At 50.7% G+C, this 13,360-nt stretch carries 13 protein-coding genes and 2 tRNA genes; 6 read left to right on the top strand and 9 right to left on the bottom strand.

Translation table 11 applies throughout. From position 1 onward, the window contains the following. Positions 1-272: 272 nt before the first annotated feature. The 3 genes from NEA10_RS03295 to NEA10_RS03285 form a co-directional block, all read right to left on the bottom strand. Positions 273-1,613: a four-carbon acid sugar kinase family protein gene (locus NEA10_RS03295; protein ID WP_252663797.1), complete on the bottom strand. Its 1,341-nt coding sequence runs from the start codon at positions 1,611-1,613 to the stop codon at positions 273-275. A gap of 58 nt (positions 1,614-1,671) precedes the next feature. After that, complete coding sequence (locus NEA10_RS03290) at positions 1,672-2,298, bottom strand: protease complex subunit PrcB family protein (RefSeq protein WP_252663796.1); 627 nt, start codon at positions 2,296-2,298, stop codon at positions 1,672-1,674. A gap of 142 nt (positions 2,299-2,440) precedes the next feature. Continuing rightward, on the bottom strand, positions 2,441-2,842 hold the full coding sequence (locus tag NEA10_RS03285) for a bacteriohemerythrin (RefSeq protein WP_252663795.1): 402 nt from the start codon (positions 2,840-2,842) through the stop codon (positions 2,441-2,443). 289 nt (positions 2,843-3,131) lie between these two features. Here NEA10_RS03285 and NEA10_RS03280 point away from each other — a divergent pair, with 289 nt between their 5' ends. Next, positions 3,132-3,728 carry a Crp/Fnr family transcriptional regulator gene (locus tag NEA10_RS03280; protein ID WP_252663794.1) on the top strand — a complete coding sequence of 199 codons (597 nt, stop codon included), beginning with the start codon at positions 3,132-3,134 and terminating at the stop codon, positions 3,726-3,728. On the opposite strand, the gene NEA10_RS03275 is transcribed toward NEA10_RS03280, so the two are convergent. From NEA10_RS03275 to NEA10_RS03265, 3 genes are read right to left on the bottom strand one after another with little or no spacing between them, the layout of a single operon-like run. Beyond that, on the bottom strand, positions 3,714-4,646 hold the full coding sequence (locus tag NEA10_RS03275; protein ID WP_252663793.1) for a DNA polymerase III subunit delta': 933 nt from the start codon (positions 4,644-4,646) through the stop codon (positions 3,714-3,716). The two genes, NEA10_RS03280 and NEA10_RS03275, sit on opposite strands and share 15 nt — an antisense overlap. A gap of 6 nt (positions 4,647-4,652) precedes the next feature. Continuing rightward, the gene (locus NEA10_RS03270) at positions 4,653-5,474 is read right to left on the bottom strand and encodes an SDR family oxidoreductase (RefSeq protein WP_252663792.1); all 822 of its coding nucleotides are present in this window, start codon (positions 5,472-5,474) and stop codon (positions 4,653-4,655) included. Between the two features lie 23 nt (positions 5,475-5,497). After that, positions 5,498-5,941, bottom strand: coding sequence for a DUF1824 family protein (locus NEA10_RS03265; protein WP_252663791.1), 444 nt, complete (start codon positions 5,939-5,941; stop codon positions 5,498-5,500). 149 nt (positions 5,942-6,090) lie between these two features. Between NEA10_RS03265 and msrB the strand changes: the two genes are divergently transcribed. Next, positions 6,091-6,492: a peptide-methionine (R)-S-oxide reductase MsrB gene (gene msrB / locus NEA10_RS03260; protein ID WP_252663790.1), complete on the top strand. Its 402-nt coding sequence runs from the start codon at positions 6,091-6,093 to the stop codon at positions 6,490-6,492. 113 nt (positions 6,493-6,605) lie between these two features. Here the strand turns inward: msrB and NEA10_RS03255 are convergent. Together NEA10_RS03255 and NEA10_RS03250 are read right to left on the bottom strand one after the other, a co-directional pair. Then, positions 6,606-6,676 (bottom strand) — tRNA-Gly (locus NEA10_RS03255). A gap of 76 nt (positions 6,677-6,752) precedes the next feature. Then, positions 6,753-7,064, bottom strand: coding sequence for a hypothetical protein (locus NEA10_RS03250; RefSeq protein ID WP_252663789.1), 312 nt, complete (start codon positions 7,062-7,064; stop codon positions 6,753-6,755). 44 nt (positions 7,065-7,108) lie between these two features. Between NEA10_RS03250 and NEA10_RS03245 the strand changes: the two genes are divergently transcribed. From NEA10_RS03245 to NEA10_RS03235, 3 genes are all read left to right on the top strand, one after another. Then, positions 7,109-7,438 carry a hypothetical protein gene (locus tag NEA10_RS03245; RefSeq protein WP_252663788.1) on the top strand — a complete coding sequence of 110 codons (330 nt, stop codon included), beginning with the start codon at positions 7,109-7,111 and terminating at the stop codon, positions 7,436-7,438. A gap of 588 nt (positions 7,439-8,026) precedes the next feature. After that, complete coding sequence (gene der, locus NEA10_RS03240) at positions 8,027-9,391, top strand: ribosome biogenesis GTPase Der (protein ID WP_252663787.1); 1,365 nt, start codon at positions 8,027-8,029, stop codon at positions 9,389-9,391. Between the two features lie 128 nt (positions 9,392-9,519). Beyond that, a tRNA-Ser gene (locus NEA10_RS03235) sits at positions 9,520-9,606 on the top strand. A gap of 57 nt (positions 9,607-9,663) precedes the next feature. On the opposite strand, the gene glmU is transcribed toward NEA10_RS03235, so the two are convergent. Further along, entirely contained in the window at positions 9,664-11,031 is a 1,368-nt protein-coding gene (gene glmU, locus NEA10_RS03230) for a bifunctional UDP-N-acetylglucosamine diphosphorylase/glucosamine-1-phosphate N-acetyltransferase GlmU (protein WP_252663786.1), read from the bottom strand. A 1,143-nt stretch (positions 11,032-12,174) separates the two neighbouring features. Here glmU and NEA10_RS03225 point away from each other — a divergent pair. Beyond that, on the top strand, positions 12,175-13,152 hold the full coding sequence (locus NEA10_RS03225) for a DUF6798 domain-containing protein (RefSeq protein WP_252663785.1): 978 nt from the start codon (positions 12,175-12,177) through the stop codon (positions 13,150-13,152). Positions 13,153-13,360 lie beyond the last annotated feature (208 nt).

The following is a 13,360-nucleotide window of genomic DNA, read 5'->3' as shown; positions in this document are numbered from 1 at the left end:
TTGCTACTGTTGTTCTAAACCAAGCCCAAAAACGGGGTAATTCCCATTAACCCAGGCAAATTAAAGCCTATTGTACTGCTTCACTACTACGCCCAGCCTTCCAACTCGTCGCCCCCCAGATGTCAGCAACAGAACAGCAACAGGTTTGGATTGGTTCCTGACCCTAGGCGACCCAATCCAAACCTGTCATGACTATTGGATTCACCACCTCTCCCGCGAAGGGGCCAGTAATCATCATGCCGACATGGCATGATGATTACCGCCCTAGTGGGTCAAGACGAAGGAAGACCACTTGGATTATAAGCAAAACGACGATAGACCGTAGCTAAGCCCCGCTCATCTCCCACATTGCCGGGGAAGAGAACTACCGGTAAATTGGGAAACTGAGGATGGGTCTCGGGAGTGCGCACCACAGAACAGCCAGCCAGGATTTGTCCCAAGAGTTTGGCCGTTGGCAGGGCCAACCCCTGACTTAAAACATCGTTGGAGGTAATACCCCCTTTACTAATCAGGAAGCCCAATTCCGGCGGTAATCCCCGCACCACATCCATGAGTAATTGAGACACCGCAACACCAAACTTAAGACGGGTATCGGGGTCGGGAAATTGCAATTCTTCACGACTGGTATAGATGACAGGAGTTTGGCCACTGGACCAACTCTCCTGTACCTTCTCTAAAACTCCCGTTAACACGGCCTCTCGCTGTTGAGGGGACTCATCTAGGAGATGGCGTACATCCACTTCCACCCCCGTCACTCCTGTTTCTTGTAACAAATGCTGAAGTTGTTGGGTGGTTTTCTGGACATGGGAGCCAACTAACACAGCCCCCGGCTTACCCCCCCGCACGTATTGAGCCATATCCTCAGCGGCGATGGGTTGGGGGCCGAGATTGGCCAGGGAGGTGAGGAGACTGGCTGCACTGCGGAAGAGAAAGCGTTTCCCTTGACTGGCGGCGTTGAGGATGTCGGCGGCGAATTGGTCTAAATCGGTTTGGGTTTCGGCATCCACCACGCCACAGGTATTGTTTTCTAAGGCCATTAACCGCTCAAAACAGCCCGATCGCACCTCATCCAGAGTAAACCGTTCCACTGCCTCAGCGGCAATGGTTCCCTGGGTCTTCTCTGCCACATAGTCGGGGAGATAGCTGTGGTGATAGCCAAAGACGGAATCGCGGGCAAATTCGGTTTCATGGACGGGAACCGGTTGTCCGTCCACATGGAGATAATGGATGCTGTCGCGGGTGATGCGTCCTCCCTCAAAGAAGGCGGGGGTGAGGAAATGAGCGTCAAAGGAACCGAGTTCTTGGGCGATCGCATCGGTTTCGATGGGATAATGACCCCGTAGGGTGGAGTCCGAGCGACTGACGACTAGGAAATCCTCAATCCCCACTTGGGCGATCGCCCTCTTAAGATTCTGACAGACTTCAGCGGTCACCTGACGGGCCGCTTCAGGGGCCAAGGCGCGAGTATTGGTGAGGACAAAGAAAATCGGCGCCTCATCCACGAGTCCCAATTTTAAGGTCTCGACATCCCATTGGGTGAGCAAGAGACAACTGTGAACCGTCTGGGAACCGGTGGGATCGTCGTCGAGAACGATGATTTTCGGGCTACTCATAGGAATAATGGCATTGAGCTGTTGGCATCGATCCCATTATTCCAGGTTCTCGCAGCGGTTAACACTCTGGAGGGACCTGATGATGTTGGAAACTCACAGGACGATTGCTGCGCTCAATCCGAATGATGTGATAGGGTTGCGTAATTGCCATGGTGGCCATGCCACAACCGCGAGTTTCCAGATAGTGAACCACGAGTTCCTCCCCGTTTTGGTCGACCCGGTCTACCTGAACACCATAGGACCCATCACCGCGATCGCCCAACCCTACAGCAATCAGACGATACTGTTCAAAATCTACCTCGGCAACATCTGGCATCGGTGATCTTGTCCCATGGAGTTGTTGCCAGAAGCTAGACCAGTCCGACTCCTCATCAATAACCCTCTCAAAAGGCTCTCCTAACGAACTATAACTGCCTTGTTCTTGAGTTTCAAAGGGAACCTTCTCTCGGGCTGTTTCAGATGAGGCTTCAGGGGTTTGACTCAGGATTCCCCGGCGATACACCGAGACCGCAGACTCAGCCAGTCCCTGCCACAACTGACGATGGTAAGACTCCCAACGGGATGAGATTGGGGCGGCGATGGGGTTAACCCAACCCGAGTCAGCTTGCACAGGCGTCATGGCTAGGGTTAGGGCCAGCGGGAGGTGGAGGGGAAAGGTTAGGGCGATCGCCAAAAAACGGATCATAGGTCTAATCTGCCAGAGTTCAACTAGAGTTACCCCTACACAATCGTAGCAAATACGCCATCCGCATCGCTATCTTGTGAGGCTTCGGCCACTGTCCTCCCCCCACGCTGACTCTGAACTGAATCTGTGATGAAGACCCCATTTAAGGGCTAATGTAGGGTTTTAGCTGCATATCAATTTTGCGGATGTGGTTAATGAACCAGTCTAAAAGATTGCGGTTGACTTTCAGAACCAGGGATAGACTCGCACCCTCCTGACGAAACTGATGTTTAATTTCCTCAAAGGTTTGCCGAAAATAGTGATGTGCCTTCTTATTCTCACAGGCAACTGGGCATTGATAAGCGTTCATACAATTTTCTTCAAAGCCGAAGTGCTGATCAATATACTGATCTAAGAAATTAATGATTCTTTCGATTTCTGACTTGGCTTTGTTTTCTTGAAGCGCGATCATGAGTAAATTCAATTGGTCAATCAGTTGCTGGTGTTGTTGATCAATTCGATCAATGCCAACGCGCAACGACTCATCCCAAGGAATAGTTCGCATCGGGTTATGTCCCAAATAGTACTTGAAATTTACGGTAAATTGATGACAGCGATAACACGATTTGCAGCCTGTTTAATTTCTATTATAGCACCTAACCCCCTCGAAAATTGTTAGTGAATCTTCATAATTTCTTAAGACCTAGTAGTCCCGGGCGAGGATGCTAGTTCCAGAATTTGCCTAATCTTTACGGAAATTTAACGTTGAATCCTTACGGTAAGCCTAGGGCGAGTAGGAGAGGATAGGTCTATCTCCAAGTCCGAGCTACCCAAACCCCTACAGGGAGGACATTATGACATCAACCCTCACACGTCAGCGAATTAGTCGGATTTACGATCGCGGTGATCTCTTACCGCCGGCTACCAGTGGCATTTGGCAAGTTTGCCAGGGTTGGGTGCAACTCAACACCTACATGGCTATGGGTGAAGAACGAGTCCTAGGCTGGGTGGGCCCCTCAATGTGGTTAGGAGAGGGACTCACCACCCGCCATAATCATCAAATGAAGGCCCTATCCCGAGTTCTGATGACTTGGTATCCCTTGGATGAAATTCGACATAGCCCCAAACTTGGCTATGCCCTGCTGCAACAGAAGGCGAAGCGACTCTATCAATTAGAACATTTACTCAGTATCACCGCCCAAAAGCGAGCCAGCGATCGCCTAGACAACCTACTGCAATTGCTGATTCGGGAAATGGGACAACCGACGGCGGAGGGAGTCCGCCTCAAGGCCAGACTCACCCATCAGGATTTGGCGAATGCCATTGGGGTGAACCGAGTAACCGTCACCCGCATTTTAGGGGAATTCAAACGGCAAAATCGCCTGTTCCTGGATGCCTCCAAACATTGGTTAGTCATGCCGGAGGAGTCTCAAGAGTTAAACATTGTCTAGAGGTGACACAACCTTCATCAAGGTGACTTCCCAGACGAGACGAGGTTGAACGAAACGACGCAGATGCCGTCGGGCCTCTTCCAGGGCCTCAAGCATTATGGGTGAGAGACTCCCACCACTAGAATGCCAATAGGTTTGTTGAAGATAGTCGAGTAACCAAAGTTGTTCAGGAGTCTCCAGGGTTTTGCTAATCTCCTTGGCTAACTCCAAGGCATCCCGTAGGCTTCGGGGACAGTCATGGAGTTTCTCTAGGAGTTCCGGGGGAATGGCGTTTTGTTGTTCCCAAGCCGCAATCGCAACTCCTGGACTCCCCTGGGCGATCGCCAAAATGGCAGGATAGTTGAGAATCTCCCCATGGCCCGTCATCTGCAACACATCCCCCATCTGTTCTCGGGAGAGGCGGGAAAAGGGAATCCGTTGACAGCGGGAGACTAAGGTGGGTAATAAACTCTCGCAGGAGGGGGCGATCAGAATTAATGTGGCCCGTCCCGGTTCTTCTAGGGTTTTCAGAAGTCCATTGGCGGCCGCCTCCGCCATCAGTTCCGCTTGTTCAACGATAATCAGCTTGCGGGAAGCCTCTAAGGGGGGATTGGCGAGAAACTGACCTAACTCACGGATTTGTTGCAGGCGAATTTGTGGGGGAAATTTGCGTTTGAGTCCTTTCTCCCGGGCCTGGGTGACGGTATAAAGTTCTTTTTTATCGAGATAAGTCGGTTCCACCAGCAGGAAATCGGGGTGATTGCTGAGGTTAGGGTGGGAGTCTCCCAAGAGTCGCTGGGCAAAATAACGGGCCGCCAAGCCTCGGCCAATGCCTTCAGCCCCGACAAATAGATATGCCGGGGCAATGCGATCGCGGGCCAAAGCTGCCTCCAGAAAGCGTAATCCTGCCTCTTGGCCAATGGGTTTCTCGACTGTCACAGATCCCTAAATCGTCCGTTGTGGGTGAATCAACTGATACCCCGCATCCTTAATCTTCTGATTAGAGAGTTTACCGCTATAGCGTACCGTCGCCGGTTCAGAACCATCCCAGGTCACCGGGGGCAACTGATAGGTTTCACAGACGGCTTCCACCACCGCTCGGGTAGGCTGATGGTCATCATCCACCAGATTATAAATCCCCTCAAGACGCTTCTCCTGGGCAAAGGCTAGGGCCCCAACAATATCATCGAGATGAATCCAATTACTGGGACGATTGCCATCACCGGGACGAGTTTGTCCGGCCCAGTTGCGGTAAATCCGGGCAATTTCTCGACCGGGACCATAAATCCCCCCCAGACGTAGGATACAGACTCGCAAGTCGTCATGGGCGGCGTTTAAGAGGGTCTGTTCTGTCTCGACTAAAATCTCGTAATTCTCCATGGTGGGTTGGGGTGGGGTGGTTTCATTCACCCAGCCACCGCCCCAATTGCCATAGACACTGCCACTTCCGGTATAGATAATCTGTTGTAACTCTGGGGATTGGGGGAGGACGGAGACCAGGGTTTGGGCGGTGTCGAGATAGACGGTTTTATAGGGGGCCCGTCCTTTACTGGCCACACTCATCACCAGGGTATCTTGTCCCTGTAAAAGTCGTTTCAGGTCTTCGGGGTTATTGCCCTGGATGACTTCGACTCGCTGGGCGATCGCCTCCAGTTCGGGGACTCGTTCGGGACTGGTGGTGGTGGCGGTGACGTGGTGGCCGGCGGCTTGCCAATGTTGGGCGGCGGCGGTACCGACATAACCACAGCCGAGAATTGCGATGTTCACAGGTCTAGATTCTCCAAAAAGGCTTAAGGGTGAAGTTTTGAGGGAATGTCCTCGGGAATTTCTTCGGGGGAGATGTCATCAAATAAATCTAAGGGAAAATGGCCGTAGGTATCTCGAATGCCATCGTCATAGACGGATTGACAGGAGATGATAACGCCTCGCTCCTTACCTTCGTAGGGGTTGAGGTAGTAGAGGTCGGTTTTGGGGTTGTATTTGAGATATACGGGCCCTTCCAGGGCATCGAGTTCGGGACTGGGGAGTTCGGGGGCCCGGGGATAGCCGAGAACGTCGGTGTAGCGGTTGAGGGTGGCGATCGCCTCTTGGGGATTCTCGGCACAGATGCCGAAGATTTGATAGTCGCAATGGGGACGGATGGCGTAGAGGGCCTGGCGGACGGCGGGGCGATCGGCGATCGCATCTTCAATCAGTCCAACTCGTTTTAGGAGGGTTTGTTCGGTTTCTAGCATGGGGGAGGGATGAACCACAGAGTCACAGAGGACACAGAGAGGGAGAGAGGGAGGGGGAGAGGGAGGGGGAGGGGATGGCTTCTTTGTAAATATGTGTTAAGCTTAAGTTAATAGATTATCCTATCATGGCAGTTCACTAAGGTTTAGAAATGGTTAACAAAGTTCAAAAAACTGATGCTGAATGGCAAGCGCAGTTGACTCCAGAACAGTACAAGGTGACTCGTAACCATGGGACAGAACGAGCGTTTACGGGGGAATACCACGATAATAAGAAGACGGGAATCTATAAATGTGTGTGTTGTGGAACTCCTTTGTTTACATCAGAGACTAAGTTTGACTCTGGGACGGGTTGGCCGAGCTTCTATGCGCCTGTTGAGGAGGAAAATGTTACAGAAAAATCTGATTTCAGTTTCTTCATGAAGCGCACTGAAATTCTTTGTTCAACCTGTGATGCTCATTTGGGCCATGTGTTCAACGACGGACCCCAACCGACGGGGTTACGCTATTGCATGAACTCCGCCGCCTTGGACTTTGAGGAAACAGAGGTTTAAGTCCACTGGAACATCTGTCTGACACCTGTCCCAGTTTGTTTCCGGCTGGGACGGTGACCCGCAGTTAATAGGCAGGAGTTGTTAGTGTCCTTAGGTGTCTTGGCACTTTTAAAAGCGGGCAGTGGGAATCGAACCCACATCATTAGCTTGGAAGGCTAAGGTTTTACCACTAAACTATGCCCGCGTGGCTTTGAACCTTGACTATGATAGCACAGTCCCCGGAAAAAGCAAGCCCTTAGATGATTTTTTTGTGGACAGACTTAGGGAGAGTCGATCCGCAGCTCTACGGTGTGATTAGAGCGCACTGGGCCAAAGCCGTCGTTACTGGCTGGGGAGAATTGCCAATTATTGATAATTCTCTGGGCAAACTGTTGATAGTCAGGGCCTAAGGGCTGGTCTTCGGCGTGCTTAAAGACTAGGGTGACCTCGGCTCGTCCGTTAGTTTTAATAATTAGGCGAACGTGCAGGTGAGTTCCGGGTTCTAAGTTCGCTGGGGCGAGATCTCGGGATATGGTTTCGCTTGAGGCGCTGATGAGTTGAGAGGGATTATCATTGATGTTATGGTCTTCCATGGGGCGATCGCCCAGTACAGTAATTTGCCAAGGAGCTAGAGTTGGTGCAGCAGTTGCAGGTGGCTCAGGGTCTGGAGTTGGCTGAGCAGTTGCAGGTGGCTGAGCAGTTGCAGGTGGCTCAGGGTCTGGAGTTGGCTGAGCAGTTGCAGGTGGCTGAGCAGTTGCAGGTGGCTCAGGGTCTGGAGTTGGCTGAGCAGTTGCAGGTGGCTGAGCAGTTGCAGGTGGCTCAGGGTCTGGAGTTGGCTGAGCAGTTGCAGGTGGCTGAGCAGTTGCAGGTGGCTCAGGGTCTGGAGTTGGCTGAGCAGTTGCAGGTGGCTCAGGGCTTGGAGTTGGAACTGGAGTGGGTTGAGGGGTTGGAGCTTGGGGAACTGTAGCAATGTCATCAGGACTTCCGCTATCTGGAGAAGTGGCTTCCTGGCTGGCGTCATCTGGTAACTCTGAGGACTCCTCCGGTGGTGTCTCGGCTGGTGTTTCTAAAGTCACCCATTCAATGGGAACGATGACATCCTCCCTGGTTGGCGTTGGCGGCGAGGGGATGACACGCCAACTTGGGAAAAGTGCCCAAAGTAACATATGGGTTCCCAGGGACAGCCCTCCCCATCGCCACCAGATGCGGGGAGAGGCGGTGAGAGAACGATGACGGTGAGCAATGATTTGAGAAATATCGGGAGATGGATCAGACACAGGAGATAGAGAACAGGGAACGAAATATGGACGATACGGGCTATTTTGTAAAGTTATGTTACAGAATTCGACCTACTCCGTAAAAGTGGCATTTTTTTACCGATAGCTATAAGGGGAGAGAGTCTCTGGGTCGTGTATGTCCTGTGGTGAAGCCTGGGTTCGCCGCATCATACCTCTCTCCCCTTTTCCCGGCCTTAAGGCCTGTGGGGTAGTGGCTTCCTGTAAAGCTATAATTAAACTTTAATCCTATAACCAGCTAAATCGCTCAGTTTTACGATATGCCACGTCCTATAGTTGCTATTATCGGTCGCCCTAATGTGGGTAAATCTACGATTGTCAATCGCCTTGCGGGGAGAAAAGAAGCCATTGTCCATGATGAACCGGGGATTACCCGCGATCGCACCTATAAACAAGCCTTTTGGTGCGATCGCGAGTTCCAAGTGGTGGACACAGGCGGCCTCGTCTTTGATGACGATAGCGAATTTCTACCAGAAATCCGAGAACAGGCTCGCCTGGCCCTAGGAGAAGCCCAAGTGGCTATCTTGGTTGTGGATGGACAAATGGGCCCCACCGCCGCTGACCGAGAAATTGCCGATTGGTTGCGTCAGCAGCCGGTTCCGGTGGTTCTCGCGGTCAATAAATGTGAATCTCTTGACCAGGGGTTAATTCAAGCGGCAGAATTTTGGGAATTGGGCATCGGTGACCCCTTCCCTGTCTCTGGGATTCATGGAAGCGGGATGGGGGATTTACTCGATGCGGTCATCGCCTATCTCCCAGAAACCTCAGAAGAAGATGAAATTGAGGAAATTAAGGTGGCGATCGTGGGTCGGCCCAATGTTGGCAAATCCAGCCTCCTGAATGCGTTTGTGGGGGAAAATCGGGCCATTGTCAGTCCTATCTCGGGAACCACTCGGGACACCATTGATACTCTCGTAGAACGAGACGGAGTCCGCTACCGCCTGATTGATACTGCGGGTATCCGCAAAAAGAAACACGTCGATTACGGGGCGGAGTTTTTCAGTATTAACCGGGCCTTCAAAGCGATTCGGCGATCGGATGTCGTCTTGTTAGTTCTAGATGCCCTCGATGGGGTGACGGAACAGGATCAGAAACTGATGGGCCGTATTGTGGAGGAAGGACGGGCCTGTGTGTTGGTCATCAATAAATGGGATGCGATCGATAAGGACTCCCACACGATTTATGATTATGACCAACATATTGATAGTCGCTTCTATTACGTCAGTTGGGCGCAACGGGTCTATGTCAGTGCCCACACAGGGCAACGGCTACAGAATATCCTGGATCTAGCCAACATCGCTAATGCAGAACATAAACGCCGGGTGAGTACCTCCGTGATCAATGAAGTTTTGGAGGATGCGATTTCTTGGAAGTCCCCCCCCACCAACCGTCAAGGTCGTCAGGGGAAAATCTATTACGGCACTCAGGTTCGCAGCCAGCCCCCCACAATCACCCTATTTGTCAACGACCCCAAACGCTTCAATGACAACTACCGTCGCTACATTGAACGTCAACTACGGGAACAGCTTGGCTTCACGGGAACTCCCATGCGACTCATCTGGCGAGGTAAAAAGCCCCGCGACGTGGAAACCCGAGGTACATCCAACCGCGCCATCCGGGTCTAAACCAATGGGTTATGGCCGGTAGGGGCGAAAAATTTTTCGCCCCTCCAATTGATCGACCCGGGTTACAGTGACCTACTGCCTACTTTTGCTTTTTCCCCCCAAAACCTGCTACCATAGGGGTTGCTGCTGGAGAGGTGGCAGAGCGGTTGAATGCGGCAGACTCGAAATCTGTTATGGTGTCACAGCCATCGAGGGTTCGAATCCCTCCCTCTCCGTTTCATAAACCCCCCTAATTGAACGGCGTTCAGTCAGGGGGGTTTGGTTTGGGTCATTTAAGTTTCGGGGTTGGTTTTTGGGGTCATCCGCCAACCGGGACGAACGACTTGCCGCGATCGCGCCACCACGAGACTATCATCTGGGACATCTTGGGTCACCACCGAACCCGCCGCAACAGTGACATCTTCTCCTAGGGTAACGGGGGCAACGAGAACACTATTAGACCCAGTTTTTGTCCCTTTACCGATGCGGGTGGGATGTTTATTAACGCCGTCATAGTTGGCGGTGATGGTTCCTGCGCCGATGTTGACTTTCTCGCCGAGGGTGGCGTTCCCGAGATAGGCCAGGTGGGCAACGTTGGTGTTGTCTCCGACCCGGCTTTGTTTGATTTCAACAAAGTTGCCGATACGACAGCCTTGGCCAATCTCTGCCTGGCCCCGTAAATGAGCGTAGGGACCGATGCGGCTGTCGGCAGCGACAATACTATCGGAGACGACGGAGTAGAGAACGGTGACATTCTCACCAATATGACTATTTTCAATCAAGCTGCCGGGGCCGATGCGGCTGCCGCTTTGGATGACGCTGGTTCCGCGAATGTGGGAATTGGGTTCAATGATGGTGTCGGGTTCGAGGACGATCGTGTCGTCAAGGGTGATGCTGTGGGGATCGACAAGAGTGACACCACTGGCCATGGCTTCGTCTTTGAGACGGGTTTGTAGGATATCGTAAGCGATGGCCAGTTGTTTGCGATCGTTGACGCCAAAAATCTCTTGATAGTCCTCTACATCGACGACGGTGACGGGATTGAGGTAGTTCACTGCATCGGTGATGTAATACTCCCCCTGGTCGTTGTTGGCTTTAAGCTTGGGGAGAATCTGGGCTAGTTTGGGCCAGTCAAAACAATAGATTCCGGCGTTGATGCGGGGGTTCTGTTTCTGGGCGGTGGTACAGTCGCGATCTTCAACAATTTGTTCAAAGACATTGCGGCGATCGCAGAACACCCGTCCATAGCCTTGGGGGGTAGGATGCTGGGCCGTGAGGACAGTGGCGGCATTACGGCGATCGCGGTGGGTTTGCAGAAGCTGTTGCAGGGTACTGGTCCGCAGTAGGGGGACATCCCCGTTGAGAACCAATAGTTCCCCCTCATAACCCTCTAGATAGGGAAGAAGCTGTTGCACCGCATGACCGGTCCCCAGTTGTTGGGATTGTTCAACAAATTCTAGGTTGCTGTGGTGGTGGAGGGCCTCTTGGACGCGATCGCCCTGGTAGCCAATGATTGGGAAGATGCGATCGGGGGCGATCGGTGTCAAACTCCCTAACACCCGCTCAATTAAAGAACGTCCGCCCAGGGGATGTAAGACTTTCGGGAGTGAAGATTTCATGCGGGTTCCCCGTCCGGCTGCCAGAATTGCTACCGCTACCATAATCGTCTCTTGAATCGCTTGTTTAGGTAATTCATGTCTATTTGGAGTATATCGCGGTTTCTGTCGGCAATCTAGCCACCATCTAGCTTGACATCCAAATTTTTCTCGCCTACAACAGACTAGGGCCTATCTAGGTCTGTTTTTTCCTGTTAATCCTTGCAGTTCTTAGGCTTGATTCTGTTCGTCTTGTTGTTTTTTATTACCTTCAACAAGCAACTTTAGATTTGAATTTATGCTGTTATTTAGAGGCTTTCTCTTATGCAGGGTACACCGTCAATTTCCTTAGGCAAAGTTCTGGTTTACCTAGGATTTGTTGTTGCTTCACTTATTGCTTACGGCTATCAACTTTCATCCGAAAACCTACTTAATCATTTTCCATATATTAAACTATTAGTCAATCCAGAGTTATATCCTCGTGATTTTTACGTTCAAGAATTCACTCAATTTTCTCCTCGATACTACTATCAGACTTTAGTGGCTAGTTTAATCAATCTAGGCGTTCCACTAACCTGGATTTATTTTGCTGCCTATGTCTCCGCCTATAGTTCCTTTGTTCTGGGGCTATTTACCCTAGCCCGACAATTTAAGGCCTCTCTCGTGACTGCGGGAACCTTTAGTTTTCTCTGTCTACAAGCCTCTGTGGGAACCATTGGCTCTGTTGATTTATTTCGAACGGAGCCAATTCCGGCAATTTGGTCAATGGGTTTTGTGATCTGGGGCTTTGTGTGTTGTCATTCTCGGCGATGGACTTGCGGGTATTTACTATTTGGAATGGCAACCTTATTTCAGATTTTAGTCGGTGTTCTACCGGGTATCCTCATCCTTCCATGGCTTGTTCAGGATGCTTACGGAAAAGGTACCCTCAAGAAGGCACTTGTTCCATTAGTGGTTTTGGGGATATTTGCAGGAGCAGTTTATATTCCGATACGGCTAACAGGGATGGTAGAATCTAAGATTCTAGATAGTCAGTCTTTTATCCATATTTATGGCGAAGTAAGACATCCACATCATATTATTTTTTCTAGTTTTGGACATCAATCATGGCGAGATTTTTGGGTCTTCATAGTTTCCGCAGCCCTCAATATCATTGCACTTAATTCTTTAACAAAAGAACAAAAACGGCAATTATTTTTACCCATTATTATGGGGGTATTTTTATTGTTTTTGGGATACATCTTTGTAGAAGTTTATCCCATCACCCTATTCGCCAAACTTCAACTCGCCCGAGTTACTCCCTTTATGCAGCTATTTTGCCTCCTAGGATTTAGCATCCTAGCACAAGAGTTATGGCAAAAGCGAAACCTTGGCTGTGGGGTCTTGCTCATAATCGTCATTGTCCTAGAACCCAATATCGCCTTAGCTCTAATTTTGCTAACTCTGATTTTTCTTAACGATTGGCAACTTAGGAATGGGAAGGGTCGATTCAGCTGGATCGCCTGGGGAATGATCGCTGGCTTCTTACTTTTTGCCGTTCGAGATAACCCAACTCAGGCAATTCGGAATTTAGGTTGGTTAGTGATGCTCTGGGGATGTTTAATGATTCCTGCGGCTGTGCAAAAAATTGAGTCTCATCCTACAATAAGCCAACGGTTGCCCCAACTGCGTCTGAGTCTGATGTATACCATTGGAGTGGTTCCATTACTGATTCTAGTTTTAGGACTACGGGGTTGGCTACCTCGTCCCTTACAAAATCCCTTCGATGGCCGGCTGGAAACTCAGTGGTTCCATAATGGGGAGCGTTACCGGCTCGGGATTCAGACTCAGATGGTCACCCCAGAAGATAGTCTAATCTTGGTTCCTGACTCAACCCACGATTTTCGAGCCTATTCTCAACGGTCTCTGGTATTCACCTGGAAAAGTATGCCCTTTACAGAGCGGGGTATCCAGGAGTGGTTTAGGCGATTGCAAATGATGGAAGCACTGGCTGCGGATTATGAAGAGCATACGGTAGAACAACTGGTCATCTTAGCTCGACAATTTACAGCCGATTATGTTCTCACTCGCCAGGATTGGCATCCCGAGATTCCCTATCGGGTTGTTGCTCGGGAGGGGGATTGGCTATTGTTCCAGGTTCCTCCACCTCATTCTGGGTCTCTCGTCCAAGGGAAAAGCCCCAAGTAACGTCAGCAGTGGGCGGTGTTTAGGGGCAGTTTGAACTCCATTGCCTGAAAGCAGATCCGAGCTAAACAGAATCAGCCTCGCCTAAAAAACAACGGGGATCAATGTAGATGGAAATAGGGACTGGGCTTAAGTACTATTACTGATGAATCATCCTTAGCTTCCAGAAGCGTCATAAAAAATGTTACATTTTATGTTTTTTTAAGGAAGT

Origin of the sequence: Phormidium yuhuli AB48 (genome assembly GCF_023983615.1) — a bacterium.
In the GTDB taxonomy this organism is placed as follows: domain Bacteria; phylum Cyanobacteriota; class Cyanobacteriia; order Cyanobacteriales; family Geitlerinemataceae; genus Sodalinema; species Sodalinema yuhuli.
The sequence above is the reverse complement of the archived record's forward strand: the minus strand, read 5'-3'. Positions and strand labels throughout refer to the sequence as shown.

Excerpts from the sequence above, each read along its gene's own strand:
- NEA10_RS03265 (WP_252663791.1), bottom strand. The coding sequence starts at position 5,941 with ATGCTAGAAACCGAACAAACCCTCCTAAAACGAGTTGGACTGATTGAA.
- NEA10_RS03250 (WP_252663789.1), bottom strand. The coding sequence starts at position 7,064 with ATGGAAGACCATAACATCAATGATAATCCCTCTCAACTCATCAGCGCC.
- NEA10_RS03225 (WP_252663785.1), top strand. The coding sequence starts at position 12,175 with ATGGGGGTATTTTTATTGTTTTTGGGATACATCTTTGTAGAAGTTTAT.
- NEA10_RS03285 (WP_252663795.1), bottom strand. The coding sequence starts at position 2,842 with ATGCGAACTATTCCTTGGGATGAGTCGTTGCGCGTTGGCATTGATCGA.
- NEA10_RS03295 (WP_252663797.1), bottom strand. The coding sequence starts at position 1,613 with ATGAGTAGCCCGAAAATCATCGTTCTCGACGACGATCCCACCGGTTCC.
- msrB (WP_252663790.1), top strand. The coding sequence starts at position 6,091 with ATGGTTAACAAAGTTCAAAAAACTGATGCTGAATGGCAAGCGCAGTTG.
- NEA10_RS03280 (WP_252663794.1), top strand. The coding sequence starts at position 3,132 with ATGACATCAACCCTCACACGTCAGCGAATTAGTCGGATTTACGATCGC.
- glmU (WP_252663786.1), bottom strand. The coding sequence starts at position 11,031 with ATGGTAGCGGTAGCAATTCTGGCAGCCGGACGGGGAACCCGCATGAAA.
- NEA10_RS03290 (WP_252663796.1), bottom strand. The coding sequence starts at position 2,298 with ATGATCCGTTTTTTGGCGATCGCCCTAACCTTTCCCCTCCACCTCCCG.
- der (WP_252663787.1), top strand. The coding sequence starts at position 8,027 with ATGCCACGTCCTATAGTTGCTATTATCGGTCGCCCTAATGTGGGTAAA.